The sequence below is a fragment of the Paenibacillus sp. BK720 genome (assembly GCF_011761545.1).
GTDB lineage: Bacteria > Bacillota > Bacilli > Paenibacillales > Paenibacillaceae > Pristimantibacillus.
In genome coordinates this window covers 940,496-966,810 of the sequence record NZ_JAASRQ010000001.1, presented here as the reverse complement: position 1 = coordinate 966,810, position 26,315 = coordinate 940,496, and the positions used below count along the sequence as shown (strand labels likewise).

Genomic DNA, 26,315 nt, shown 5'->3' with positions numbered 1-26,315 from the left:
GAATACGAGAAGGATCTCTCTTGCTCTCTTGCGTGCTTATAAGGGGTTGATCTTATAATTTAATGACGTTAGACGCCTGTGCACCGCGATTGCCTTGTGTAATTTCGAATTCCACCGACTGACCTTCTTCCAGCGACTTGAAGCCGTCGCCTTGAATAGAAGAATAATGGACAAACACGTCTTCGCCATTCTCTACCGAGATAAAACCGTAGCCTTTCTCAGCGTTAAACCATTTAACTGTTCCCTTCAACTTTCACTACCTCCTAAAATAACCGCCGCTTGAAACGACGAGTAACATCATTATATCTGCCTAATTTGGAAAAATCAACAAATTGAAATTCGAAGAAATTGACTAGAGCCCGGAATAAAAGGAAGACCCGAATTCAACAGCTCCGGTTCCCCGCCGTTTGCCGTAACGGCAGCCAGCAATTCATCCATCCGTTCATACGGCTTCCACCCTAAGGAATACAGCGGGTAGATTCTTACTTCTCCGCCGGGCCTGCAAACCCGCATCAATTCCAGCAGGGATTGCCTGTGGAACTCAAAGCCAAACTGCTCCGCGTATAGAAAAAGAAAATGACTGCACAATACAAGCGAAAATGCATTGTCTTCGAACGGAAGCTCCGGCAATGATCCCGCTACATACCGGCTCCGCCCTTCCGCTGAATGCAAATGCCCGCGAAACCTCTCGAGCGATTGCAAACGACCTTCGCGATGCTGCTCTAGGCTGCCGTAATAGCTCCAGTCGAAATGCTCCCTCAGCTTATGAAGCTTTGCCGTAGAGGTCTCGATCTCGGCTGCCGCCTCCTCGAGCCACGCGCCGGTATCCTGCACATAACGGGGATCCGCTGCGGTCGCATCATAGCCGCGGCTTCCCGCATCCGCGGTGAACGAGGATCCGCCTCCTGCCACATCCAGCACCTTGCCCTTTGCCAGTACCCGCTCCGTTAACTCAAACATTCTCGCGTATTCGTCAAAACCCCGGCATGTCATAGCCACGCCAACCTGCTCGTATACCTGCTTGCTCATCTCCAACACGCTCCTCAACTCGGCTCTTCTCGTCTCTTCATTCCGCCTGCTTGCAGAATAGCCTAATTCTACCATCCGCTATTATTGATTTCCACCCCTAAATTTGGCTATGATGAACAGTATATCTTGGTTAGGAAGGTGGAAAAGCAACGATGTTTAAAAAACATGAAATTTTTAAAACCGATAAATACAATATGCTTACCGTGGAGGTTCAAGGCAAAACCTTGATCGTCCGCGAAATTTCCGATCAATGGGGAGAGGAGACCCACACCTTCGTCAGCCGTCCGGAAATGATGCATTGGGCGGAAAACCGGTTCAAGCCGGAGCAGTTCGCAGGCCGCGAAGAAGAACGGGAAAAAATTCTGAAAGCGCTGAAAGAAGTATAATACGGCAGGAAATATTAACCTGTACGGCGAACACATATCGTTACAACACGGTGCATAGACAATAGACTAGCGCTTGCTTTCGTCATGTTTATGATTTCAGGAGGAACAGATGGGCTCCGTAAACGCAATTTTTATCATTTCCGCCTTCGTGCTTGGCGGCCTCGTTATTTTAAAGCGCGATTCCATGGCGCCACACCTGCGCAGGTGGATGGCAATCATCTCTATCGTCTTAATCGCATTCGCCTTTTTCCTTATTGTGTATAGCTTCTTTACAATGGGAACTTAGGTTCATGTTTGGAAGCATCGCCGGGCATACTAGGACAAATTGTGTTCCTGAGGTGATCTTCCGCGAATGAAATGGCTGCCTGTCGTACTAGCGTTATGCCTTGCTCCCGGTTCGGCATCCGCCGACGCCGGCAAGCAGGCTGCGTCCAATCACCAATCTTCTATATCAATACCGAGGAGGAGTTCGATGAATCACGTACCTAAGCGTTCCGAAACCGCAGTAGAATCCCGCTGGAAGCTGGAGGATCTGTTTGCCGACCAGGCTGCCTGGGACAAAGAGTTCGCCGAAGCGAAAGCTTTGATCAAGAAAGTCGGAGCTTTCGAAGGCAGGCTAAGCGATCCCGCGCAATTGAAAGCCTGCTTCGAGCTGGAAGATGAGCTCTCCCTGCATGTCGAACGTCTTTATGTCTATTCCAATATGAAGCATCACGAGGATACGGCTGAACCGGCTTTCCAGGCTCTGTCCGACAAGGCCAAAAAAATCAGCGTGGAAACCGGAGAAGCTCTTTCCTTTATCACGCCTGAAGTATTGTCGCTCTCGGATGCCGAGCTTGACGCTCTGATTGAGAACAAAGATCTTGCGGTATTCAAGCATACGCTTGAAGAAATGCGCCGCCAGAAAGCGCATGTCCTGTCCAAATCGGAAGAAGCGCTGATGGCGCAGGTCGGCAACGTAAGTTCTGCTCCGGGTTCAATCTACAGCATTCTGAACAATGCGGATCTGAAGTTCCCTAAAGTGAAAAACGAAGCCGGCGAGGAAGTCGAATTGACGCAAGGCCGCTACATTCAGTTCCTGGAAAGCAAAAACCGCGAAGTGCGCGCGAACGCCTTCCGCACGATGTACGATACATACGGCAAATTAAAAAATACGCTCGCGACGACGCTGAATGCGAACGTTACGAAAAACATTTTCTACGCGCGGGCACGCAAATACCCTTCCGCGCTTGGCATGTCGCTGTACGGGGACAACATTCCGGAAAGCGTATATACGAACCTGATCGATACGATCCATAAGCACCTTCCGCTCATGTACCGCTATATGAACCTGCGCAAGAAGCTGCTTGGCGTTGACGAGCTTCATATGTACGATCTCTTCGCCCCGCTCGTTGAGGAATTCGATATGGAAATTTCGTACGACGAAGCGAAAAAAATCGTAAAAGAAAGCTTGAAGCCGCTTGGCGAGGATTATTTATCCGTGCTGCAGGACGGCTTCGACAACGGCTGGATCGACGTATACGAGAACGAAGGCAAACGCAGCGGCGCTTACAGCTGGGGCGCTTTCGGCACGCATCCTTACGTGTTGCTGAACCATAAAGACAACCTGAACAGCATGTTCACCCTGACGCACGAAATGGGCCATGCGCTCCATTCGTACTACTCGGATACGAATCAGAACTACCGCGACGCGCAGTACACGATCTTCCTTGCGGAAGTAGCGTCTACGCTGAACGAAGCGCTTCTGATGGATCATCTGCTTGGCAAGTCGACGGATCCGAAGGAAAAAATGTACCTGCTGACGTACTATGCGGACCAGTTCCGCACGACGGTATTCCGCCAAACGATGTTTGCCGAGTTCGAGAAAATCATTCACGAGAAAACCGAGCAGGGCGAATCGCTGACTCCGCAGGATTTGAGCAAAATTTACTACGACCTGAACGTGCTGTATTACGGCAAGGACATGGTTGTGGATAAAGATATCGAGATGGAATGGGCGCGTATTCCGCACTTCTACAACAGCTTCTACGTGTACAAATACGCAACGGGCTTCTCCGCCGCAACAAGCTTCTCGAAGCAAATTCTCGAAGAGGGCGCTCCGGCGGTTGACCGTTACCTCGGCTTCCTGAAGAGCGGCGGCAGCGACTTCTCGATCAATATCCTGAAGAAGGCCGGCGTTGACATGTCTTCCCCTGAGCCAATCGAGCAAGCGATGAGCGTGTTTGAGAGCTTGATTGAGCAGATGGAGGAGTTGACGAAGTAAACGGATCGGTTGGTGCTTTATTGGAGGATGAGGCTGTTCAGAGGACGGGAAAGGATCTCCTTCGGACGCTCCGCTCCTCCAGGAGTTCCTTTCCCTCTCTCTTCACCCTTTCATCGCAATGGTCCACCAAAAGCTCCTCTACTTCGTATAGAGGGGCGAGGAAGGCAGAAAAGACACAAGACAGACCCGGTTGATTTCGAGTCTGTCTTTTTGTGTTAGGAGATATTGTTTTTTTCTTATAGCAAAGTGATTAATTGCCTATTATTTTATAATAATTAGGATCGATGACGAGTCTTGCTTAACACCCTCGCATCAGAATGATTGGAGACAGTATACTTCCCTTCCACCACTTCGGTGACAGAAGGGTTTTCAAACAGCGCCTGCTTTTCTTCTTTTTGACAACCAACGTACTACGCAAGGAACTTTATTCCTTCCCCATCCAAAAAAACGACAGCCGATACCGGCTGCCGTTCTTTCAACATTATTCTATAATGGCGACTGGGCGGGACCAGCCTCCGCTAGCTTTTTCCACTTTGATCGGGAAGCAGCATATCTTGAAGCCGTATGGCTGAGGAATTTGATCCAGGTTGGCCAATTTCTCGATCTGGCAGTATTCACGGTCCTTGCCGACAAAATGAGCCGCCCACAGGACGCCTTCTCTCGGATCCTGTTTGAACGATTCCGCTTGCAGGTTAAGCGGAATATCCCATCCCCATCCGTCGGTACCCACGACTTTAATGCCTTGATCAAGCAGCCACACCGTCGCTTCGGCCGATACCCCCGCATGCAGAAAGGCATAATGCTCGTGGTATAAACGTTTGTCCGCATCGCTGCGGATAAGAACGATATCAAACGGTTTTAAGGTGTAGCCAATTCGATCGAGCTCGGCTTTCAGATCCTCCGTAGTAATTTCGTAGCCCGGTGACTTGGCGCTGAAATCGAGCAGTACGCCGTCGGAGAAGAACCACTCGAGCGGAAGCTCGTCAATCGTTCTGGCCGGCTTCCCTTCCGAAGTAGGCCAATAATGCCATGGCGCGTCTATATGAGTACCCGCATGCGTGTTCAAGGTTACCGTTTCCGTTGCCCACGCTTTGCCTTCCGGAAAATCCTCTTGCTTAAGCCCCAGTATGGCAGCCGCTTGCTGAGCCCCTGCCTCATGGCTCGAATAGTCGATTTTGGCAGGCAAAGGCTCTCTGATAGATGGGCTAATAGGTACGCTTAAATCAATTATTTTCATCACGTAATTCTCCTTGTCTCCCGATTCAAGCCCCATTATACCACAATCCGCCAACCGCCTAGTTTGAGATTACGTTAATAATCCTTGCAAGGGCAATCCAATCTACACTTCGCCCCAGTAGATCTCAGTCTCGTAATCGAAGGAGATTAGACCATTTTTCTCGGTAGCGTCAAATAGCTTCCGCAGCTCAACCATTAAAGGTTCGTGGTTAGGATGGCCGGGCAGCGGCATGTAGGAGGAAGACGACATCCGCCCGCTTACTTGCTCGAAGTTAAGCGGACTTAATAACGGGAAGGTTGCTTTACGGAGTTCTCCGTCTTTGAAAAACGGCGTAAGGGCGTCTCGGGAAATATTTTTATGACCCACCTTCTCGTAATCGATGCCGTATGTCCGGAGCAGCAGGTCGTAACCTTCCAGGAATGGGGTGCCGGTTGTTAAACGCGAGTTCCAGATCAGCACGGCTTTGCCGCCGGGCTTTAGGATCCGGTTGAATTCGGCTTTAGCAGCGGGACGGTCAAACCAGTGAAAGGACTGGGCGCAAACGATAAAATCAACCGAGTTGTCCGCAAGACCGGTGTCTTCGGCTGAACCCTGTACCGCCTGAAACTCGGGATATCCGCTTAATTGATCAATGGCGGCTTGGCGCATATCCGGGTTAGGCTCAACGGCAATCACCTTGCTGCCTTGCTCCAGCAATAGCCTGGTGAATATGCCCGTTCCCGCTCCCACATCGGCAATGACGGATTCCGGACGAAACCCGATTGTCCCGTACAAATAGTGAATAACCTCGTCCGAATAGCTCGGACGGTATTTCACGTACTGATCTACCCGGTCGGAAAAACGCTCCTTGCTGTTCATCGATTCGTCATCTCCTAATCTATTATTAGTATTTATAGCCACTGCAGAAATTCGAGACGGTTTCCAAATGGGTCGCTTAGATAGAATCGCTCTACTCCTTCATCAGACCGCGCATGATCATCAATCACTTGAATTCCCTCTTGAAGTAAATACTCCCGCAGCGCGCATAAGTTCTGCACCTGAAAGGCGGGATGAGCTTTTCGGGCGGGAATAAAGTCGTTTTGAACCCCGATATGCACCTGATGCGATCCGCATTGAAACCAAACTCCGCCGCGTGCAATCAGACTTTGAGGCTTCGCTATCTCCTTCCAGCCAAGCAATTCTCCGTAAAAGCTGCGCGCATCCTTCTCGCAGTCTTCAGGAGCCGCTAACTGAACATGATCGATACCAGTGAATAAGAAAGACAACCTCTCACCGCCTTTAGTTTCATCATGTGAAACATAGTTTCAATTTATAATTCCATTTTATAGGAAAACCATGCAAGAATCCAGTCACTTCGAACAAATAAGAGTAAAAAAAGACCCCTGCGGAAGATTAGCTGTCTTCAAGCTAATCTTCCGCAGGGGATTGTTTTAAAAGAGGGCGCCGATGGCCCAGCCAAGCAGGCCGGCGAAGACCGACGACAGGAGATTTACCCTGTCGTTGTTCAGCGCGGCCAGGCCGCGCACCCGCTCTGCCGCCGTCCCGCAATGGACGGCGCGCTCGGTCTCGCTGCCGCATACCCGGCAGCGGTACATGGCCTGGCCGGTGGCGCCGAGCAGCGAGTCGGCGAAGCATCCGGCCAGGCCGGCGGCAGCGGCGGCGATGATTACCGCCGCCGCGCCGCCGGGGGCGCTGCCCGCAGCTGCGTCAGCCTGCTGCGGGAGCGCCAGCAGCGCAGCGCTGACGCCGCCGATGAAGGCGGCGCCAGCCAGCGCTGCAAGCGTGCCGAGCGGCGTAACCGCGCCGCTCGTGCCCGGCTTTACCCGCTTGCCGGTCGTGATCGATCGCGGCGCGGTACGGCTGAGGGCTCCGATTTCCGTGGCCCACGTATCCGCGTTTACGGCGGCCATCACGCCGATATAAGCAAACAGCCAGGCCGTATCCGGCCAAAGCGCATTGCCCGCGCACAAGAGCAGGCCAATGCCGCCATTGGCCCAGACCTGTCCGGCGTCCCGCCTGCCGGTCTTCTCGTAATTCGCTTCCGCGGCGGCTTTCGCCCGGTGGCGTTTCTTCCACTTCGACCATAGGGTCGAGGATACAAAGAAAGCAATCAGGCAGCCGAACCAGACCGGCTCGCCTAACGTCACGAAGCCCGTCCCCATAATCATGGCAGACCATGCGCCCGAGCCCGATAATGAACGTGCTCGATAAGCAGCAGCGGCAATCAATCCGCTCCCGACAAGACCCGCAAGCAGCCTCAGCCACCACTCGTCTACCCAACCAACCATAATCCTCGCTCCTTAGCATTAAACAAATGGATAGTCGGTTTTTAGCCCTACAATCCATCATTCTGCCTGATTTCCATGTGCTGATAGGCTGATTTCAGCCTATCAGCCTCCGTAACTATCATCTTATAAAACTGCTTATCCAGCCAGTTTAAACCCCTGTCAGACTGTTCTCAGCCCGACAGGGGTCCACAGCTTGCTTCTGTTACACGCCAACCTGCTGCATCGCTTTTTGCCAGCGGTCGGGATAATTCGTGCAAATCATCAGCTCCGGATCAAGCGCGATCAGCTTGCGGATGGAGCGTTCGTCGTTAGGCGTCCAGGCCATCACCTGGATACCGGCCTGCTTAAGCAGCTCCAGGCGGGAGGCGTTGAGCCGGCCATGCTCGATCGACAGGAACTTGGCACCAAGCTGTTCCAGTTCTACAGGCAGCGAGTTGCGCCAGCCATCGAGGATTAGGCCCGTAAGGATGCTGCCGCCAGTCCGTTTATGTACATTAAACAATGTCCCGGCATGGAACGACGTTATCACTGCTTCGTCCTCCATGCCGTAGTCCTTCAGCAGCTCAATTACATAATCTTCGAGCTTCGGGTAACGGATCCCATCCGTCTTCAGCTCGATATTAAGGCGAATACGCCCACGGGCCTTATCGAGCACCTGACTAAGCGCAGGAACGCCTTCTCCCTTGTACAGCGGGGAAAACCAGCTCCCGGCATCCAAAGCCTGCAGCTCGGCAGCCGTCAGACTTTTTACGTCGCCGCGCCCGTTGGTTGTCCGCTTCAGCTTGTAATCATGGATAACGACGGGTACATTGTCCTTCGACAGCTGCACATCCAGCTCGATCCACTCGATATCCGGCTCGTCAATCGCTAATTGAATAGCTGCTAGCGTATTCTCCGGAGCGCGTCCGGACCAGCCCCGATGCGCAACACATGCATTTCTCATTAGGCGCTGACCATCCTTTCGCTTCCCTTATTTCGCTGCAATCGTGCCGTCGCCGCGCACCCTCGCGCCAAACGACAACGCCGTTAGATGATCCAGCAGCGTCTTCGCTTTGTCGCCCTCAACCGGCTTGGGCTGGGCAAGATTGTTGTTCATGGGATCAAATTTCAGATCGCAGTCACCGGACTTGGAGCAAACCGCGTTCAGTACGCCTGTATCTGCCGTAGCCCCTTTTGGATACGCGCTAAAAATAAAATTGCCCAAGCTGTAGGCAATCCACTTGCCTTTGTACTGCTCGAATCCTTGCAGCACATGCGGATGGCTGCCAATGACAAGATCCGCGCCTGAATCGATATATTCCCGCGCAAAATCCCTCTGGTATTGCTCAGGCTGTTCAGCCCGTTCAATCCCCCAGTGAACCATGACAACAACAAGATCGGCCTTTTCCTTGGCTTTCTTGATCGCAGCTTTGGTTCTTGTCGTATCGTAGGTCTCGGCTACGCCAGCGCGGTTTTTATCCGCTTTCCAGTCGCCCGTCGGCACAACCCGGCTGACGCCGATATAGGCAACCTTAATGCCGTTTGATTCCTTAATAACCGGAGCAAAAGCCTCCGTGTCGTTCTTGCCGGCCCCTACATGGTTAATGCCGGCTTTGTTCAAATTAGTCATCGTATCCAGCAAGCCTTCAACCCCTTGATCCAACGTATGGTTGTTGGCTAAGGTTACGATATCGATACCCGAATCCTTCAGCGCCGGCAGCGCGCCCGCATCGCCTTTAAACACAAATTGCTTGTCTTCGGCAGGCACTCCGCGGCTTGTCACCGGATATTCGAGGTTCGCGGCCGTCAGATCCGGCTCGCTTAGGTGAAATAACGCTTCCTTGTACGGATAGTCGTCTCCGTATTGCTTCATCATGTCGCCAACGCTTGCCGCCAGCAGAATATCTCCTACAAAGGCTAGACTTACCGTATCGCCGGACGCTCCGCCGCCTGCGGAGCTGCCTCCTGACGCTGGGATGCTTGAGTCGTTTTGTCCGCCTGAACTGTCCTCATTCGTTCCGCCATTATCCGTACCGGCGGTATTTCCGTTGTTGGCTGCGGAAGTTTCTTCCGGCGCAACACTTGCCTCAGGGGTTGCCTCAGATGAGGAATTGCCGGCTGCGTCAGCATTAGTCGGTTCTGGGGAATGACCGACTGCGGCCGATTCTTCCGTCTGCGGCTTGCTCTTCTTATGGAATAAGCCGCCGTCCTCGGCAGAGGCCCAAACCGCGATTAGAACGACAATTAGGCCAACAATCATCAAATTCACGGTTAACAGAAGGCGAAATCTTTTTTTGCGTCTTCGTTTTTCATGCTGATGCGCTTCAGAACGGGATGCGTACATGGATCGGCTCCTTCCAGCCAGAATATCCCTTCCATTATAGCAAGGTTAGTTCTAGATTGCGAAGGTTTCATAGAGTCGATAGAATTTCGAGAGCCGCTTCTTTCCCCGATCGGATGCAGTCCGGCAATCCTACTCCGCCAAAAGCTGCGCCTGTTACGTATACGCCCGGAAGCTCCGCTGCCAGACGATTGCGAAGAGCTGCCGTATTCTCCAGATGCCCTACAGGATATTGCGGCATCGAGCGCGGCATACGTGTTATTTCCGTAAAAATCGGAACGGCATCGATACCCAGCACCTTCTGAATATCTTCAAGCACGGCCTTTTTCAACTCTTGATCCGGAAGCTTAGCCACCTCTTCATCGCCAGCACGGCCTACATAGCACCGGAGCAGCACCTTATCGTCGGGACTGGTATGCAGCCATTTGTTTGATGTCCAGGTACAAGCTGTAATACGAAGTCCCTCCGAGCGCGGCACAAGGAAGCCCGACCCGTCAAAGTCTCGGTCAAAAGTCGATTTCTCAAAGGCCATAACCACATTTGCGACGGATACATAGTTGATGGCCCGAAGCTCGTTCACGTCCACAAGCGGCTCCAGCAGATCTGCCGCGCGGAAAGCCGGCACGGTAACGAGCACCCGGTCTGCGGGCACGATCTCGCCCGACTTTAAAATAACCTCGTAATTAGAAGCTGCATCCTCGCCATTAAGAGGGTTGATCGCCACGACGGCATCGCCCAAACGCCGCTCTACGCTTTGCAGAGCTTTATCAAGAGCCTTTACTATCGTGGACAAGCCTTCTTTAAAGCTTAAGAAAACACTGTTCTTCAGTTCTTCCGGCAAATAATCCGGCGCTTGATGCGGCGCTTTGTTCTTTTGCTGCATCTGCGTTCCCCGAATAAGGCTGCCGTATTGGCGTTCCGCCTCCGCAAACTGCGGAAATGTCGCCTGAATACTCAGCTTGCTAAGGTCCCCCGCATAGATACCGGCAAGAAGCGGCTCCGAAATATGCTTTACAATCTCGGCGCCAATTCTGCGGGACAGAAAATCGCCAAGCGATTCATCTCCGTCCGGTGCCTCAGACGGCATCTCCAAATCCTCAAGCGAACGGGCTTTGCCTTCATCCGACAACAAAGTCGTCTGCATAAACGTATCGAGATTCGTCGGAATGCCAAGCACCATGCCCTTCGGCATCGGATGAAGCTTGCCTCCTCGCATAATATAAGAGGTTTTGCCGTTTTCGTTTTGCGCGGTCAGCTCATTCTCGATGCCAAGCTCCTTCGCCAGTTCAATCATCGGCAGCTTGCGCGACAGGAAAGAATCCGGCCCCTTCTCGATGACGAACCCGTCACGATGCAGCGTATTAATTTTTCCGCCAAGAACAGGCGCGCCGTCCACAATCGTCAGCTTCACCCGTTTGCCTTGCCGCTCCGCTTCCCGCTGCAAATAAAAAGCGGAGCTCAGTCCGCTGATCCCCCCGCCGATTACGACAATTCGATCAACCATTCCGATTCTCCGCATGCTCTTCATCCTTTCCCTATTCCAAAGAACCGGCGCCCATAACCGATTCTGCTAACGTTTCCATATACAGTGGGTCTCTATTCAACATCGTTATCCGTTCAAGCGTAATTCCCAATTCGGCTGCAGCCTGCTTGGCTTCAAGATCCAGATCGTACAGCACCTCCAGATGATCGGATACAAATCCGACCGGGGCAACCAGTACGGCTTTAATCCCTTCATCCGCGAGCACCTTCAGCGTATCCAGAATGTCCGGTCCAAGCCAAGGCTCTCTCGTGCGTCCTGCGCTTTGCCAAGTAAACTGCCAATCCTGCGCTTCCACGTTCGCCAGCTTCGCAACCGCATCCGAAGTGGCCAGGAGCTGCTGCTCATACGGATCGCCCATCTCTCGGATTTTTTCCGGAAGGCTATGCGCGCTGAACAATACTTTAACCGGTGCTGCGTTGCCGGACGATTCCGCCAGACGCTGCAAGCCGTCCGTTACGCGTTCGCTAAGGGCTTGCAGCAGCTTAGGATGAAGATGGTATTCTTTGACGAACGACATCTTAATGCCAAGCTCGGCTGCTTTCTCTTGCGCGCGCTTATTATACGAGCCTACGCTCATGATCGAATAATGCGGCGCAAGCACAATGCCTACCGCTTCCTTAATACCGTCGCGCGCCATTTGCTCCACGCCGTCTTCGATATAAGGAACGGCATGCTTCAATCCCTGGTAGCAGACGTAACGGCCCGGCGCAAGCTGCTCCAGCTTATCCTGCAAGCCTGCTACTTGCCCGTTTGTATTCTCGCGCAGCGGGAATACGCCGCCAACGATCGCTTCATAGCGGTCGGTCAGCTCTTTCAGCTGCTCCGGCGTTGGCGCGTGGCCCCGGCGGATATGGGTGTAATAGGCTTCAACATCATCAAGACTTTGCGGCGTGCCATACGACATCACCAGAACGCCAATCTTGTTATTCCTCTCAGACATGACTCGTTTCCTTCCCCTCTCGCGCTGCAATAGCTTTCTCCGAATAGGAGTGAATGAATGCCGTCAACTCTGTTAATTTCTCGATAGATGCTTCCGGGAACAGACCGTGGCCCAGATTAAACACAAAGCCCGGCTGCTGAATGCCTTGGTCAATAATCTCTGCCGCATACTGTTCGATAACGCTCATGGGCGCAGTCAGAATAACCGGATCCAGATTGCCCTGTACCGCGTACTTACCGTCCAGACGGCGGCGGCCTTCCGGAATCGATACGCGCCAATCAAGACCGATAACGTCAGCCTTCAGCTTGCGCAGCTCCGGCAAAAGCTCTCCAGAGCTCACGCCCGGGAAGTAGATTTTCGGCTGCGGCAGATCCGACAGCTCGGCAAAAATCCGCTCGATCGTCGGCAGTACAAACTTGCTGAAATCGGCAGGCGTAAGCGCCCCTACCCAGCTGTCGAACAATTGGAATGCCTTGCCGCCGTTTGCCATATGGGCGCGCAAATAAGCGATAACCATATCCCCAAGCTTATCCATAAGGCTGAACCAGACCTTCGGCTCGCTGTACATAAGCGCTTTGGTCCGCAAATAATTTTTCGAAGGTTTGCCCTCGATCAAATAACTTGCGATCGTGAACGGAGCGCCGGCAAACGTAATAAGCGGCACTTCCAGCTCCTTGTCCAGTATGCGGATCGTCTCCAGCACATGGCCCAGATCGCCTTCTACGTCAATTGGCTTTAAACGCTCCACATCAGCCGCCGCGCGAATCGGATTGTGAATAACCGGTCCTATGTTGGCAACGATGTCGAAATCAATCCCGATCGAGGCGACCGGGTTCATAATATCCGAATATAAAATAGCCGCATCCACGCCAAGCTTGCGTACCGGCATCATCGTCACTTCCGCCGCTAGCTCTGGCTGCTTGCAAATTTCGAGCAATGAATATTTCTCTTTAATCTTACGGTATTCAGGATCATATCGTCCTGCCTGACGCATGTACCAGACCGGTACAGTGTCTACAAGTTCCTTCCGGCATGCCCGAATGAAACGGTCGTTATAGCTCATGTTGCCGTTCCTCTTTTCTTTAATTTTTCACTAATTTCCATTATGCCCTTTTTCGTTACCCCTAACAACCGTTCTCGTCTTGCTTCCTATGACAATAGTATGACAATCAAACCTTCCGTGCATGAAGAACCGATGAATATTAGCCGTCAAAAAAGAAGACAGCAGTAAGGCTCTCCCTATCGTTCAGGGTTCCTCCACTGCTGTGTTATTCCTCTTATTCGGCCGTAGCCGGCAAGATCGGATCCTTCAATAAGGCCTTGTAGGACGGGTCGAAATACGCGGTAAATGACAGCTCCGTCGAATTCATTCCGCTGTCGGTCTGCTGCAGGGTAAAGTCATTAATCACAATAAGGCGCTTTTGCTGCTGAAGCTGAGCCATCCAGCTTTTCACCTGTGCGTAGGTGCCAAGCAAAGACACGTGTACATTCACTTCCTTCACGGTTGGATACAAGGGATCTTCACCGCCGGATAAAGCGTTGAGCTTATTCTCGCCCGGAAGATCAACGGTTGCGCTGCTTAATTTCGCTCCGGTCTGAAGGCTTAAGCTTTTGAGCGTAACAACAAGCTGTTCCGAGTTATCCCATAGTGGAAGAGCAGCTTGCATATCCTGCTCCGCCAGCCCGCTTCCTTCCTCTTGTTTAGTCACGCTCGCCTGCAGGGCATTTAATTGCATTTCGGATTGCTCCGCAAGCTTCTTCTGATCCGATAGCTTGCTGCTGGACGGCTGAAGCAATACGACGTACAACAGGAGCAGCACAAGAAAGAGCAGCATCATGACAATAAGGCCAAGCGAGCGGTTTTTCGTATTATCCATGATTGTCCGATCCTCCTGCGTCAGTCTGTTCTGAAGCAGATGCTTTTTTCCAAGTGATCTCGTAGCTTCCTACCCATTGGCCGTTATTATCGGCAAAAGACCGCAGATGAACGTTCCCGGCAAACGGCATGGCACGAAGGCTCGTCAAGTAAATGGATAACGCTGTTAAATCCGTGCTTTTGAACGTAAGGGACAGTTTTCCGGGCTTGTTGTATTCAATCGTTGCAAGCCTGGAGCCATAAGGCAGCCGATTCGTCAGCTCGTCCAGAACGGCAACGGCATCCTGTCTGTTATCGTTAATATACTTCACGACCGCCTGCGGATCGGCATCCGCTTGCGCCTCCGAATTTTGCGTCGATATTTGCTGCTGGAGTAAAGCCGTTTTATCCTTGATGACTTGCACGGTATGCTCGTAATCCGAGATTTGAAGCCTGTTGTTCGTATTAAGCGCAAGAATAGCTCCAAGGCAAAGCAGCCATAAGATGCCCGCGATCAGCAGCTTGGCCGGAATAGGCCTGGTCTTTCTGGCTTTCTCCGGCATCAGATTAATGCCTGGAACCGTTTTATCGCGAATGGCAAGACCGAACGGAATCATATATTCGTCAAGCTTCCTGCGGATCCGCTTGCGAAGCGGCGATTCCAGCTCGACGGTCTCGACTCTCATTTCCGGCTGCGCTTGCTGCAGCTCGGCTGCCAGCTGGGTACGCCCGGCCAGCTCGCCGGCGATAATCGCCTGATTTATCCGAGCATGACCTTCATGAATACTGTATTGATAGAAGCTGAGAAGCCTGGAAATCTCCGCATTAATACTGGAGATCAGCTCCGGGGTAAACGTTCCGTCAATGGAGCCGCTGTAATCATATTCGTTAATGACCCGCATAAAGACCGGATGCCCCTTATGGAACATATACACTTCCACATTCGCTTTATCCAGATGAATGAGCATCGTATTTTCAAGCGAGTCTAAGTACCTGGCTTGAATCGCCCTCGCGAAAGCCGTTGAAGCCAGCTCGGCGTATTTGACCTTCAGGCCCGCGTTCTCCAACAGCTCAATGCATTGCTTAAGCCATCTTTGCGGGGAGGCGTATACGAGTACATTGGTAGACTGCTCATCCGATCCGGCAGCGATATAATCATAGACCGGATCTTCAAACGGAAGATGAAGCGCCGTCTCGACTTCGAGATTAATCAGCTGGTCCAGCTCTTTTTCATGAACGGTCCCGATCTGAAGCTTCCGGATAATGATCTGCGATGTCGGAATGGACAGCGTAATCGAAGTGCCGTTAAGCCTCTCTTTCTTCACCCACTCCTTCAGACTGGAGCGAAGCTCTTCCATGTTCGTGAAGTGATCCTCAAGAATGACTCCATCGGCAAAAGGCAGGAAGCCGGTCTTCTCGATTTCCCAGCCCTTTTTCCTTTTCCTTACTCTCGCGTAGCGTACTCCGCCATGATCGATCGTTAGACCAACACGCTTGCTGCTATCGAGCATTCTTCCTCACATCCCGCTACATCAGAATTGAACGGTACAAATCAATCATTGCATCGCCGTAAGCAAAGGACAGCAACGCGCCAAGCAATAAAAACGGCCCAAACGGAATGGGCTGCTTTCTCTTCACAACCTTAAACAGCATTAATAATCCGCCAATTAAGCTGCCGAAGAAGCAGGCCAGAATAAAGGCGGGAATCAAATTCGGCAGCCCGAGGATCCACCCTAGCAGGAAGAGCAGCTTAACATCGCCAAGCCCCATGCCGCCTCTCGTAAGAATAACAACGGCCAGCAGAACACCGCCTCCGGCAAACGCCCCTCCGAGATGAAGCCAGATGGAGCCTGCCGGGAATAGACATCTAAGCATAATAAATAGTGGGGCAAAGAAGAGCAAAATACGATTGGGCAAAAGCATATATTTCAAATCGGAGACGGTAAGAATGACCGACATGCTGACAAGGAGCAAGCCTATTACCGTATTCCAGCTGTTTCCGAAGGTAAGATAGATCCATACAAACAAAATGCCGGTGATCGATTCCCCAAGCGGGTATACAGGAGAAATCCGTTTGCCGCACTGGCGGCAGCGTCCGCGGGACAAAAGGTAGCTCGCAACGGGCATCATATCACGCGGTTTAAGGCGCATCCCGCATTTCGGACATTGCGACGGCGGCGATACAACCGATAGCTTGATCGGAATCCTTAGCCCAACAACGTTAAAAAAGGAGCCTACGATTAAGCCTAAAAAAAACAAATAGATTGCGAGAAATAGGGTCATAGGCGGGTTCGCTTTCGGTTTAGTGTTGTTAGACACCAGAAATCGGATGGGTTATCCGATTTCTGGTGTTATATACTAGGTCGCAGTAGGAGTTGGTGTTGGTGTTGCCGCTTTACCATCTTTTATTTCGTCAGCGTCAATAGTTTTACTATTCAAAGTAACAAAATCTAGATTACCGGATGCATCGAATTTTACTGCAGATGTTGCTGCAATTGGATCTTTTGAACTAGGTAGAACAGTATTTGCAGCAATGTAACCCGAATCCGCTAAATTTTTAAACGTAATAGATTTATTATTAAAATCTCCATCCAACTCTCCAGTTACATACAATCTTGCAGCATCATACAATTGTTGCGCTGTAGCAACATCCGCGTCCTTCTTCGTGTTATCAATAATTTTACCAATCAACGGAACCGCAATTACCGCAATCACAGCAAGAATAACGATAACCGCCAAGAGCTCGATCAGTGTAAAGCCCTTTTCTTCTTTTTTCAGACGTTTCATCATTTTTTTCAACATGTCGGTTTCCTCCTGAAATATTAGATTTTTGTCTCTTCTATGTTGTCTAGCTAGTAAGCCCCCATGGTTACTGGACACTGGAATACAAGGTGAACATCGGTAAAATAATCGCCATAACGATCAGCCCGACTACCCCCGCAAGGAAAACGATCAAGAGAGGTTCGATCAAAGACTTCAGACGGTCGACCGTGTTGTCGACGTCCATCTCGTAAAAGTCCGCGATCTTGGCCAGCATCTGGTCAAGCGAGCCGGTCTCTTCCCCAACCGCAATCATCTGCGTTACCAACGGAGGGAATACCCACGCTTTCTTGAACGGCTCCGACAAGGAATTTCCTTGACGCAGCGACTCCCCCGATTTCCGTATGTATCCGCCGATCACTTTATTGCCTACCACCTCCTCCACAATGGCCAAAGACTGGAGCACCGGCACGGAGCTAGCATACAGCGAGGACAGCGTCCTCGACATTTGGGCGATTGCGCCTTTTTGCGCGAGCTTGCCGAAGATCGGTACCTTCAGCTTGGCGTAATCCAGCACATACCGCCCCCGCTCCGTCCGTTTGTATATCTGATAGGCCGCAATCAGGACGATCAAAGATAGAAGCCAGTAATACCATTGATGGGACATGCTTTTGCTGAGTGCCAACACAATCTTCGTAATTGCCGGAAGCTCGGAATCAAACGATTCAAACATCGTGACGAACTGAGGCACAACGCCCTGCAGCAAATAAATAACGGAAGCGATGGACATCAGGCCAACAACCGCCGGATAGGTCATCGCGGATTTGATTTTTTCTTTGGTCGTATGAGCCTTCTCGAAGAAAAGAGCCAGCCGGTCCAGCGTGCCGTCCAAATCCCCGGTCTCTTCGCCTGCTCGGATCATGCTGACAAATAACGGCGGGAAAATCCGCTTATGCTCTTGCACGGCTTGAGAGAACGGAATACCTCTTAGAAGAGCCGAGCTTACGTCTACCAACGCTTTCTTTAGCGGTTTGCTTTCCGTCTGAGCGGCTAGGATATTGGTCGCTTCCACAATCGTAACCCCTGCCCGGATTAGCGTTGAGAATTGACGGCAAAAAATAATAAAATGAATGCTTTTCACCGGATTGCCAATGTAAATTTCGGTAGACAATACGCTTTTTCGGATCTCTTCGACGGATAATACCGTCAGCCCGCGCTTACGCAGCTCCTCTACCGCCGAGGACTTATCCATGGAGTTCAGCTTTCCTTGCAGCTGCTTGCCGCCGTTCGTCTTCACATGATAAGCAAATTGCGGCATTAGAAACCTCCTTCCGTCATATAGGGCTTAGCCGCGGATGGGTGAATGATGCCGGAGTGGAGCAGCTCCTTCACGGACATTTCCAGCGTGTGCATGCCTTGGGCACGGCTTGTCTGCATGATGCTTTTAATCTGATGCACCTTTTCCGTCCGGATCAGGTTGGAGACGGCCGGCGTATTGACCAGAATCTCCGTTGTACACGCTCTGCCTGCTCCTCCCCGCTTCGGAAGCAGCCTCTGCGACACAACGGTAACGAGTACGGATGCCAGCTGCGTTCGAATCTGTCCCTGCTGGTGCGCGGGAAAGGCGTCAATGATCCGGTCAATCGTCTGGGGTGCATCGGAAGTATGCAGAGTTGCCAATACAAGATGCCCGGTCTCCGCTGCCGTAATCGCAGCGGATATCGTCTCGAGATCACGCATCTCGCCAACGAGAATCACATCGGGATCTTGCCGGAGCGCGGCGCGCAGGCCGCTTGAGAAGCTGCTTGTATCCTGACCGACCTCTCTTTGATCGATAATCGAGGACTGACTTGTATGCACAAATTCAATAGGATCTTCGAGGGTTACGATATGTCTCGCCTGCGTCCGGTTAATATGGTCGATCAAGGCGGCAAGCGTCGAAGATTTCCCGCTTCCCGTCGGCCCCGTCACCAGCACGAGCCCTTGGTGCTTCTCCGCCAGCAAGGCTAGAGACGGCGGCAGCTGGAGCTGCTCCAAGGTCGGGATTTGAGTCGGAATCGTTCTGGCGGCAAGGCTAATGCAACCTCTTTGCTTGTATACATTGATCCTGAAACGGCAGTACCCCGGCAAAGAAAGGGAAAAGTCTACCTCCCCCATCGCGCGGAGTTTATCCGCCTGCTCATTTAACAGCAGGCTTAATGCCATCTCCTCTGCTGCATCCGCAGTGACGGCGGAATCGCCAAGCTTATGGAGTTCTCCATTAATCCGGAATACCGGAACGCTGCCAACCGACAGATGCAAGTCCGATGCCCGGAGCTCATGAGCCTGCTTAAGCCAATTTAGAATAGGTTCGTTAAACACGGCTGTCCTCCTAAAAGGAAGCACCACGAAAATGAGAGGCAAATAGGCTGTCGTGGCGATTCTTGTTTCGTAAACATTCCACTAATTGGCCACGGTTTCGCGGAGAACTTCCTGCAGTGTCGTAATGCCGCGGGTTACCTTTTCCAATCCGTCGTCCATTAGCTGAATCATCCCTTGCTTGGCTGCTGCCTCGCGAAGCTCGCTTAACGAACCGGATAATGTGATAAGCTCGCGGATTTCGTTATTGATCTGTAAAACCTCATGAATAGCCACCCTGCCGCGGTAACCCGTGCTTCCGCAATTGCCGCAGCCTCGGCCGCGGTAAAGCGTCTGTGCCTGAATCCCCCGGCTTTTCAAGAACAATCTCTCCTGTTCGGTAGGCTCTTGCGCTTCCCTGCAGTCGTTGCATATCCTGCGGACAAGCCGCTGCGCAACTACGCCGATAAGCGATGACGCGATTAGGTAAGGCTCAACTCCCATATCCCGGAACCGCGTAATCGAGCTGACGGAATCATTCGTATGCAAGGTGGACAATACCAAGTGGCCGGTCAGGGAGGCGCGAATCGCAATCTCTGCGGTCTCCGTGTCCCGGATCTCGCCGACCATGACCACGTTGGGGTCCTGACGAAGGATGGAGCGCAGACCGGTTGCGAAGGTTAATCCGATGGTCGGGTTAACCTGGACCTGGTTAATGCCGTCCAGCTGGTACTCTACCGGATCTTCAACGGTAATAATGTTGGTATCCTCTTCATTCAGGTGGCTGAGCGCGGAATACAGGGTCGTTGTTTTGCCGCTGCCCGTCGGGCCGGTAATGAGCAGTATGCCGTACGGCCGCTCAATCATTTCCTTAAATACTTGGACGTTATGGTTATTGAAGCCAAGCTGGTCGACCGCTTTCACGCCCGTGCTCAGGTCAAGCAGACGAAGAACAATCTTCTCGCCGTGAATGGTAGGCAAGGATGCGACGCGGATATCTACCGTCTTGAAATCGAACTGCATCTTCATCCGGCCGTCCTGCGGAAGCCTCCGCTCGGCGATATTTAATTTGGACATGATTTTAAGTCTTGCGGTAATAAAGCCCTGCATCTGCTTAGGCAAAGCCCGTTCCGTGCGCAGCACGCCGTCAATCCGGTAACGGATCGTGACGCTTGTCTCACCCGGGTCAACGTGAATATCGGAGGCTCGAAGCTGTACCGCCTGCTGAATCATCTGGTTCACAAGCCGTACGACGGGAGAATCTTCGTCCGTGATTTCCGTCTCGCGGATCTCTTCCTGCGTCGGAAGGTCAATCATCATCTGACTCATGGAGTCCTGCAGGCCGTAATGTCTTGCGATAGCCCGCTGCAATTCGTCTTTGCTGGATATAGCCGGTTCGATTCGGAAGCCTGTGCTCATGCGCAGCTCTTCGATCGCGAAGTAATCAAGAGGATCCGCCATGGCTACCATAAGCCTGCCGCCGTCCTTCTGCAGCGGGATCGCCTGGTAGCGCTTGGCCATGCTTTCGGGGATGATCTGGGTAATTTCCGGATCAATCTGATATTTATACAAGCTGACATGCGGGATTCCTAGCTGAAATTCCAATACTTCAATGAGCTGCTGCTCGGTTATGTAGCCTTGCGCGATAAGCAAGTCGCCTAGCTTCTGCTTCGATTTGCCCTGCTCTTGCAGCGCCTTCTGCAGCTGTTCTTCGGATATTATGGCGCTCTCGACCAATAAATCTCCTAGTCTCTTCTTAATAGCCACCATCTCTTAACAGCCCCATTCTCTTATATCTTCGCGACTGCAAACCTAATGCGATATAAAATCAAGCCGAAACCGGGTTCTTTATACCCAAAATTCTAGACCACGGAACCATTTTTGGCAATATTTATTCTATTATATGTTGCATCTATAGACCCTCTGACTTAAACTGATTATAGCGCATTATTACTAGATTTCAAGAAATATTTTAGGTATTAGGAACTATGTAAAAAGAATGTAAAAATAGGAGGATAGGACTATGAAATTAGCAGGTTTTCAGAAAAAAATTTCCATCGCCTTAGTCATTACTCTCTTCGGGTCGCTGTTCGCGTTTGTAGGCTTTCCCGCCAAACATGCCGAAGCTGCGGATACGTTCGACCTGGGACTTGTTGCGCTGAAATCGGTTGAGAAAAGCAAATACGTGAAGGTGACGTCAAACAACTCTACTCCTGCTGCCGACTCGGACAAGGTATGGACGGAAGAGCTTTTCGTATTGGCGAAGTCAGGCAGCTATTACACTTTGAAATCGAATAATACGGGAAAATATCTAACGGCAGGCAGCAGCAACAGCTCGCTGACCGCAAGCAGCGACACCAATACGAACGATAACCAAAGGTTTTCGATTACGACTAACCCCGACGGAACCGTGTCTTTCTACTCTGTAGCCAAGAGCAGATATATGAGCACAACCTCCTCAAGCAGTAATCTGCGTCTGAGCAGCGTTACGACCATTCAAAGCTCCCAAAAATTCAAGCTTACCTCCCTCCGCGATTCCGTTCGAATACTCGAAATAACCGAATCCGGAGCATCGGACCTCTCCTCCATACTCGGAAGCAGCTCTCCCGTCCCGTTCACCATCGATACATACAGCATGAAGGAATTTGTTGCTTCCCGTGATGATTTGGACGGTAAATACGATGCGGTGTACATAGGAAAAGGCACCTTGGTCGATAAGGACAACAAGACAAAGACGCCCTACAGCATGTCCTTGCTTAGCGCGCAATCCTCAGGGAGTTCAACGCAAAGCAATAACCATAACACAAGCAGCATTCAGAACGATATCACGAAGCTGAAGGCAGATGAAATTACGAATGATTTTATCAATAAAGGTCTGCCCGTTATCTTTTACAACGATGCTTCCACCAGGAATGGCATCGAATATCAGGCGGATTTAAGCTCAAGCTCGAAGGCTTTGCTGAAGAAGTACTTCCTTCCTTATAAAGACGGAAGCACGGCAAACGCTATTTTCGTGGATTCAACTCATATCTCTTCTGCGGCGAACTTCATGAGCAAGACCAATCTGCTGGAGAAAGCCAATGTACGTCCGCAATTGACGGTAACGGGTAAACCAACCGACTATACGGCAAATCAGGCCAATTCGTACAGCGCAGGAAGCACCATTACTTTCAACTACAAGATTGATAACGTAGGAGATATCAGCCAGAAAAATATTGAGGTTAATTTGTACATCAGCACCGATCGCTCCCTGCCGTTTGGCGCTGAGCAAGTGGTAGCTGCCAAGCAGGCGGACAGCGCAACGGGAACAATCTCTTACACACTGCCCAAGGGCTATTCCGGCATTCAATATTGGCGGCTTGAAGCGGTGGATTTCAATACCAAGCTGAAGGATTATGCTTCGGGGGTTTACCGGTTCCAGGATCAGAAGATTAATATCAAGGTTCTTCAGGTTATGCCTAACGACAGCAGTGCCAGTACATTAAATAACACGAACAACATGAGCTCCTCTTATCTCACTCCGACTAGCGGCAATAATAAAGACGCTTATAGCGTAAGCATCGATGTCATGAACATGAGCACGTTTAACAGCACGGGCTACAAAACCTTAAACGGCAAATACGATATGCTGATTTTTGGCTTTGGCGACATCTACAACAACAACGCTCCCATTAACGACGATGCCGCGGCCGCCGTTGTCGCCTTTATAAACACAGGGCAAAGCGTTATGTTTACCCACGATACGATCTATAACAGCAGCAACTCGAACAGCGGCAACTGGCTCAAACAATTCCAGACGATTACCGGCCAGATTGCACCGCGAACGGATCTTGGTCTCGGGGCTCCGGAAGCTTCAACAACAACGGAAAAAGTGAATGACGGCTTATTGACGCAATTTCCTTTCCTGTTAAGCAATACAACGAATGTAGCCACTACCCATAACCAGTATTACACGCTTAACTTGGAAGATCCGACCGTTATTCCTTGGTATAACATGAGCGGTGGCAAACGAACCTCCGGCGACAGCTGGAATTCTTACTACACTTACTCCAAGGGGAATGTAACGTACTCGGGCTCCGGGCATACGAACAGCCGCTTCCCGGACTGGGAGCAGCAGTTGTTCGTCAATACGATGTACCGTGCGTATATCGGCTCTAACCATGTCCCACAGCTGACGGTGAACTCGCCTGTAGAGTACAATTCGGCAAGCAATAATTTCATCCCGTCCTATCAAAATATTTTGCTCAACTACCAGGTCGATGACTTTGACCTCGCGGACCGCGAGCTCAGAACAACGGTTAACTTTATTTACGGCGGTCAATCTCACGAGATTTTCAAGGACAAAACCATGCTCTCCGGCGGTACGATTAACCAGCAGATTGCTAACCCGCTTCCAAACGGCGGTGACTTGAAGGTCGAGATTATCGCCAAAGATAAGAGCGGTGCTCAGGTTAGTCAAACGATTAACGTGAAGATCGTTAAAGTAGAATCCAACATCGATCTAAGCCGTACGGTATCGAGCAATGTAACGGATAACCGGGTACAGACGAATACAACCGCTGCTTTCACTTATACCGTTACGCCAAAGGCGATTCCGTCAAGCGACGCTTTGTCCGCAGACAAAATGAAGATTACGAATATGACGTTCATCGAAACCTTGCCAGCGAAGCTGGAGATTACCAGCCTTCCGTCCGGATGGACGAAAGCCGGTACGGCAGCAACCGGATATACCGTTTCGGGTACTCTCCCTACTATTACGTACACCTTAAGCGGCAATAGTTACATCGCTTCGCCGGTGTCCTTCCAGATTGGAGTGAAGCCTACGGCCGACGGACTATACCCTCTTCAAAACGCGGCCCTTACGTTTAACGATATTGGACAGCAATCCGCAAGAACCCTGACTTTCCCTGGTTATGTTCTGGAGGCTGTAACCAGACTGACCTCGCTTAGCTTAAACCATACTACGCTGTTAGTTGGCGACAGCCGGAAAATGATCCCGGCCTATGCGCCGCTTAACGCAACCTATGCTTCCACGTATATCTGGGAATCCGATCGTCCGGATCTTGTAACGGTGGACAACTCCGGCATTATGAAAGGTTTAGCGGCCGGTACAGCCCATATCACCGCAAGAGCAACGGATGGCAGCGGATTATCCGCAACCGCGGCGGTAACCGCCATTGTACCTGGTCTTAACATTGTTGGTCAGGACCGCGTCGCGTCCGGCGATTCGATTGACCTGACTGCCAACCTGTATACCGCGGATTACGAAAAGATAACAAGCTATCAGTGGAGTATGAAAGACGGGTCGAGCTACATCGCCTTAAACGGAACAACCAGCAGCACCGTTTCCGTTACAGGCAAAAACGTAGGCATTGCTACTATCCGCCTTTCGGTTGGAACCGACCAGAATCATACGTATACCAAAGAAATGAGCGTTACCGTGTTTAAAAAAGTCACTTCCATTACCCTGACCGGCACAACTATGATCGTAGGCTCCACTTATCAGCTTCATCCAGTCATAAGTCCAACGGAGGCAACGGATAAATCTATTGCTTGGCTGCCTAGCAGCAACTCAAGCGCAGCAACCGTGAACAGTTCAGGCCTTGTCACCGCCGTTGGCGTTGGAGAAGCGACCATCACCGTACAGGCGCAGGATGGCAGCGGAGTGACGGGCAGAGCGGTCATCAAGGTCATTGATCCGGTTCCCGTTATTTCGGGACCAAGCGCAATCGAGCTTGGAACGGACGGAACGCTGTCTGTTGACCTGACTACGGCAACCGGTGATGTCATTACTTCTTATGAATGGGCCATTACAAAGGTTACGGGGCAAGCAGATGCGAAGGGTTCCACCACAAGCAAATCGCTGGCCTTTACCGGCAAACAACCAGGTAAAGTGATCATCAAGGTTACGGTTCATACGAAGAACGGGAAGGTCTACGTTTCCGAACAGGAGGTCACCGTCAAATCGGTTACTCTCCGACTGGAAAGCTCCTATCGGATCCAGGTTGGCAAATTGAAGGATTTGTTCGCTGCTCTGGCTTCCAGTCCCGCCGCAGGCAAAACAAACATTAAAGGCGATCTGCAGTGGTCTTCGAGCAATCCATCCCTTGCAACGGTAGACGGCAGCGGCCGCGTAAACGGCATAAAAACGGGAACAGTCACCATTACGGTCACGTACAGAAACGATCCGTCCATAACGGCAAAAACAACGATCATCGTGGAAAGAAGCACGACCAGCGGCGAAAAATATTGATTCTGCAACCAAAAACAGCCCCGATCCTGAAGAGGATCGGGGCTGTTTGTTGATATTGGCCGCGAAAATAGAGTCCTAGACTACTGCTGTTTATTAAGCATACTAAACGGTTTTACCTTCATTTTGTAAGGCAAGCACTTCCCTTGCTGCTTCTATAAAAGATAACACGATAGGTGAAAGCCATTTGTCTTTATGCCACAACATCTGTGTATACACATGCAAGTCTGGAATTTGCCATAAAAGGGGAACTAGTTCCCCTCGTTCAACTTCTGCTTCCGTTACGATTTCCGGAAGAAAGGCAATACCGATTCCTGAAATTGCGCATTGTTTAATGGCCTCGGCGCTTTGAAATTCTAAATACGTAATGCTATCAATGCCCTCTTTCTCAAATGACCGGTCAAACATGGTTCGATAGGGACAGCCTTTTTCATTTGTCAGGAACACTTGCCCGTGAAAATCTTCAAGCTTTAGCACAGTCCGTTTTGCGAGCGGGTGATCTGGAGCGGCGAACAAGCGGAAATTTTCTTCAAGCAACGTTTCCACGGTAAGTCCGGTCGATCGAATCGGTTCGTCCAACATATAGACAATATCCGCGGTTCCATCAAAGAGTGTTTGCTTGAGCTCTTGATTCGGAACGGAGCGGAAGATCAGACGGACTCCCGGATGCTGCGAACGAAACCGTTGAAAGACAGCTGGAAGCCGATAGGCGCAAATAACCTCATTGGCACTTATCGTTAGGATGCCGGTTAGATTTTCATTGTCATGAACGACGCTGTGAGCTTCATCCAATTTGTCGAGAACGGCTTGAATATGAGTTAAAAAGCGCTTACCCGCAGTTGTGAGAACAAGCTGCTTGCCCAAGCGATCAAAGAGGCGGACACCAAGCTCTTCCTCCAATGCTTTAACTTGCATCGTGACGTTGGAGGGGACGTAATTCAGCACTTCAGCAGCCCGAGTGAAATTTAATGTTGATGCAACCATGCGGAACGTCTTTAGTTGGCGCAACTCCAATATACGTTCCTCCCTTACTTTCAAAATTATTGAATACTACTATGAATTCCATTCACTTTTATTGAGGATATCACGGATCTATACTAACAACAA

General features: G+C 51.0%; 22 protein-coding genes. 3 read left to right on the top strand and 19 right to left on the bottom strand.

The features are described 5' to 3' along the window. Positions 1–52: 52 nt before the first annotated feature. Both FHT67_RS04130 and FHT67_RS04125 read right to left on the bottom strand, forming a co-directional pair. Positions 53–250 carry a cold-shock protein gene (locus FHT67_RS04130; protein WP_127496577.1) on the bottom strand — a complete coding sequence of 66 codons (198 nt, stop codon included), beginning with the start codon at positions 248–250 and terminating at the stop codon, positions 53–55. A 74-nt stretch (positions 251–324) separates the two neighbouring features. After that, a complete protein-coding gene (locus FHT67_RS04125; protein ID WP_167195950.1) occupies positions 325–1,029 on the bottom strand; it encodes a class I SAM-dependent methyltransferase in 705 nt (234 codons plus the stop codon). 152 nt (positions 1,030–1,181) lie between these two features. Between FHT67_RS04125 and FHT67_RS04120 the strand changes: the two genes are divergently transcribed. Then, a complete protein-coding gene (locus tag FHT67_RS04120) occupies positions 1,182–1,415 on the top strand; it encodes a hypothetical protein (RefSeq protein WP_132304194.1) in 234 nt (77 codons plus the stop codon). A gap of 472 nt (positions 1,416–1,887) precedes the next feature. Then, the gene (gene pepF / locus FHT67_RS04110) at positions 1,888–3,678 is read left to right on the top strand and encodes an oligoendopeptidase F (RefSeq protein ID WP_167195943.1); all 1,791 of its coding nucleotides are present in this window, start codon (positions 1,888–1,890) and stop codon (positions 3,676–3,678) included. 481 nt (positions 3,679–4,159) lie between these two features. Here pepF and FHT67_RS04105 read toward each other — a convergent pair whose 3' ends face one another. The 16 genes from FHT67_RS04105 to FHT67_RS04030 form a co-directional block, all read right to left on the bottom strand. Next, on the bottom strand, positions 4,160–4,915 hold the full coding sequence (locus FHT67_RS04105; protein ID WP_167195940.1) for a cyclase family protein: 756 nt from the start codon (positions 4,913–4,915) through the stop codon (positions 4,160–4,162). Between the two features lie 102 nt (positions 4,916–5,017). Then, positions 5,018–5,773, bottom strand: a complete 756-nt coding sequence (locus tag FHT67_RS04100; RefSeq protein ID WP_132304188.1) for a class I SAM-dependent methyltransferase — start codon at positions 5,771–5,773, stop codon at positions 5,018–5,020. A gap of 32 nt (positions 5,774–5,805) precedes the next feature. After that, positions 5,806–6,180: a VOC family protein gene (locus tag FHT67_RS04095; protein ID WP_132304186.1), complete on the bottom strand. Its 375-nt coding sequence runs from the start codon at positions 6,178–6,180 to the stop codon at positions 5,806–5,808. Positions 6,181–6,345: 165 nt separating this feature from the next. Further along, positions 6,346–7,203, bottom strand: coding sequence for a DUF92 domain-containing protein (locus tag FHT67_RS04090; protein WP_167195936.1), 858 nt, complete (start codon positions 7,201–7,203; stop codon positions 6,346–6,348). 202 nt (positions 7,204–7,405) lie between these two features. Further along, entirely contained in the window at positions 7,406–8,146 is a 741-nt protein-coding gene (locus tag FHT67_RS04085) for a glycerophosphodiester phosphodiesterase (protein ID WP_167195933.1), read from the bottom strand. 27 nt (positions 8,147–8,173) lie between these two features. Beyond that, positions 8,174–9,442, bottom strand: a complete 1,269-nt coding sequence (locus FHT67_RS04080) for a CapA family protein (RefSeq protein WP_243866971.1) — start codon at positions 9,440–9,442, stop codon at positions 8,174–8,176. A 151-nt stretch (positions 9,443–9,593) separates the two neighbouring features. Next, a complete protein-coding gene (hemG, locus tag FHT67_RS04075) occupies positions 9,594–11,042 on the bottom strand; it encodes a protoporphyrinogen oxidase (protein ID WP_243866895.1) in 1,449 nt (482 codons plus the stop codon). A gap of 16 nt (positions 11,043–11,058) precedes the next feature. After that, the gene (gene hemH / locus FHT67_RS04070) at positions 11,059–12,006 is read right to left on the bottom strand and encodes a ferrochelatase (RefSeq protein ID WP_132304178.1); all 948 of its coding nucleotides are present in this window, start codon (positions 12,004–12,006) and stop codon (positions 11,059–11,061) included. Continuing rightward, complete coding sequence (hemE, locus tag FHT67_RS04065) at positions 11,999–13,069, bottom strand: uroporphyrinogen decarboxylase (RefSeq protein ID WP_167195927.1); 1,071 nt, start codon at positions 13,067–13,069, stop codon at positions 11,999–12,001. Before hemE ends, hemH begins: the two co-directional genes overlap by 8 nt. A 214-nt stretch (positions 13,070–13,283) precedes the next feature. Next, entirely contained in the window at positions 13,284–13,883 is a 600-nt protein-coding gene (locus FHT67_RS04060) for a GspMb/PilO family protein (protein ID WP_167195924.1), read from the bottom strand. Next, positions 13,876–15,372, bottom strand: coding sequence for a pilus assembly protein PilM (pilM, locus tag FHT67_RS04055; RefSeq protein ID WP_167195921.1), 1,497 nt, complete (start codon positions 15,370–15,372; stop codon positions 13,876–13,878). Before pilM ends, FHT67_RS04060 begins: the two co-directional genes overlap by 8 nt. Before the next feature lie 16 nt (positions 15,373–15,388). Then, on the bottom strand, positions 15,389–16,180 hold the full coding sequence (locus tag FHT67_RS04050) for a prepilin peptidase (RefSeq protein ID WP_347880073.1): 792 nt from the start codon (positions 16,178–16,180) through the stop codon (positions 15,389–15,391). Positions 16,181–16,219: 39 nt separating this feature from the next. Beyond that, positions 16,220–16,663, bottom strand: a complete 444-nt coding sequence (locus tag FHT67_RS04045; RefSeq protein ID WP_167195918.1) for a type II secretion system protein — start codon at positions 16,661–16,663, stop codon at positions 16,220–16,222. A 67-nt stretch (positions 16,664–16,730) separates the two neighbouring features. Then, positions 16,731–17,939 (bottom strand): type II secretion system F family protein, encoded by a 1,209-nt coding sequence (locus tag FHT67_RS04040; protein WP_132304166.1) that lies wholly within the window; start codon positions 17,937–17,939, stop codon positions 16,731–16,733. After that, entirely contained in the window at positions 17,939–18,982 is a 1,044-nt protein-coding gene (locus FHT67_RS04035) for a PilT/PilU family type 4a pilus ATPase (RefSeq protein ID WP_167195916.1), read from the bottom strand. The genes FHT67_RS04040 and FHT67_RS04035 overlap by 1 nt, the downstream gene beginning before the upstream one ends. A gap of 81 nt (positions 18,983–19,063) precedes the next feature. Further along, positions 19,064–20,728, bottom strand: coding sequence for a GspE/PulE family protein (locus tag FHT67_RS04030; protein WP_132304162.1), 1,665 nt, complete (start codon positions 20,726–20,728; stop codon positions 19,064–19,066). A gap of 253 nt (positions 20,729–20,981) precedes the next feature. On the opposite strand from FHT67_RS04030, the gene FHT67_RS04025 reads away from it, so the two are divergent. Next, positions 20,982–25,211, top strand: coding sequence for a DUF5057 domain-containing protein (locus tag FHT67_RS04025; protein ID WP_167195913.1), 4,230 nt, complete (start codon positions 20,982–20,984; stop codon positions 25,209–25,211). 102 nt (positions 25,212–25,313) lie between these two features. On the opposite strand, the gene FHT67_RS04020 is transcribed toward FHT67_RS04025, so the two are convergent. Continuing rightward, a complete protein-coding gene (locus FHT67_RS04020) occupies positions 25,314–26,222 on the bottom strand; it encodes a LysR family transcriptional regulator (RefSeq protein WP_167195910.1) in 909 nt (302 codons plus the stop codon). Positions 26,223–26,315 lie beyond the last annotated feature (93 nt).

What these genes read in the sequence shown, in the direction of transcription:
- FHT67_RS04125 (WP_167195950.1), bottom strand. Translation starts at nt 1,029, where the DNA reads ATGAGCAAGCAGGTATACGAGCAGGTTGGCGTGGCTATGACATGCCGG.
- FHT67_RS04120 (WP_132304194.1), top strand. Translation starts at nt 1,182, where the DNA reads ATGTTTAAAAAACATGAAATTTTTAAAACCGATAAATACAATATGCTT.
- pepF (WP_167195943.1), top strand. Translation starts at nt 1,888, where the DNA reads ATGAATCACGTACCTAAGCGTTCCGAAACCGCAGTAGAATCCCGCTGG.
- FHT67_RS04105 (WP_167195940.1), bottom strand. Translation starts at nt 4,915, where the DNA reads ATGAAAATAATTGATTTAAGCGTACCTATTAGCCCATCTATCAGAGAG.
- FHT67_RS04100 (WP_132304188.1), bottom strand. Translation starts at nt 5,773, where the DNA reads ATGAACAGCAAGGAGCGTTTTTCCGACCGGGTAGATCAGTACGTGAAA.
- FHT67_RS04090 (WP_167195936.1), bottom strand. Translation starts at nt 7,203, where the DNA reads ATGGTTGGTTGGGTAGACGAGTGGTGGCTGAGGCTGCTTGCGGGTCTT.
- FHT67_RS04085 (WP_167195933.1), bottom strand. Translation starts at nt 8,146, where the DNA reads ATGAGAAATGCATGTGTTGCGCATCGGGGCTGGTCCGGACGCGCTCCG.
- FHT67_RS04080 (WP_243866971.1), bottom strand. Translation starts at nt 9,442, where the DNA reads ATGATTGTTGGCCTAATTGTCGTTCTAATCGCGGTTTGGGCCTCTGCC.
- hemG (WP_243866895.1), bottom strand. Translation starts at nt 11,042, where the DNA reads ATGCGGAGAATCGGAATGGTTGATCGAATTGTCGTAATCGGCGGGGGG.
- hemH (WP_132304178.1), bottom strand. Translation starts at nt 12,006, where the DNA reads ATGTCTGAGAGGAATAACAAGATTGGCGTTCTGGTGATGTCGTATGGC.
- hemE (WP_167195927.1), bottom strand. Translation starts at nt 13,069, where the DNA reads ATGAGCTATAACGACCGTTTCATTCGGGCATGCCGGAAGGAACTTGTA.
- FHT67_RS04060 (WP_167195924.1), bottom strand. Translation starts at nt 13,883, where the DNA reads ATGGATAATACGAAAAACCGCTCGCTTGGCCTTATTGTCATGATGCTG.
- pilM (WP_167195921.1), bottom strand. Translation starts at nt 15,372, where the DNA reads ATGCTCGATAGCAGCAAGCGTGTTGGTCTAACGATCGATCATGGCGGA.
- FHT67_RS04045 (WP_167195918.1), bottom strand. Translation starts at nt 16,663, where the DNA reads ATGTTGAAAAAAATGATGAAACGTCTGAAAAAAGAAGAAAAGGGCTTT.
- FHT67_RS04040 (WP_132304166.1), bottom strand. Translation starts at nt 17,939, where the DNA reads ATGCCGCAATTTGCTTATCATGTGAAGACGAACGGCGGCAAGCAGCTG.
- FHT67_RS04030 (WP_132304162.1), bottom strand. Translation starts at nt 20,728, where the DNA reads ATGGTGGCTATTAAGAAGAGACTAGGAGATTTATTGGTCGAGAGCGCC.
- FHT67_RS04025 (WP_167195913.1), top strand. Translation starts at nt 20,982, where the DNA reads ATGAAATTAGCAGGTTTTCAGAAAAAAATTTCCATCGCCTTAGTCATT.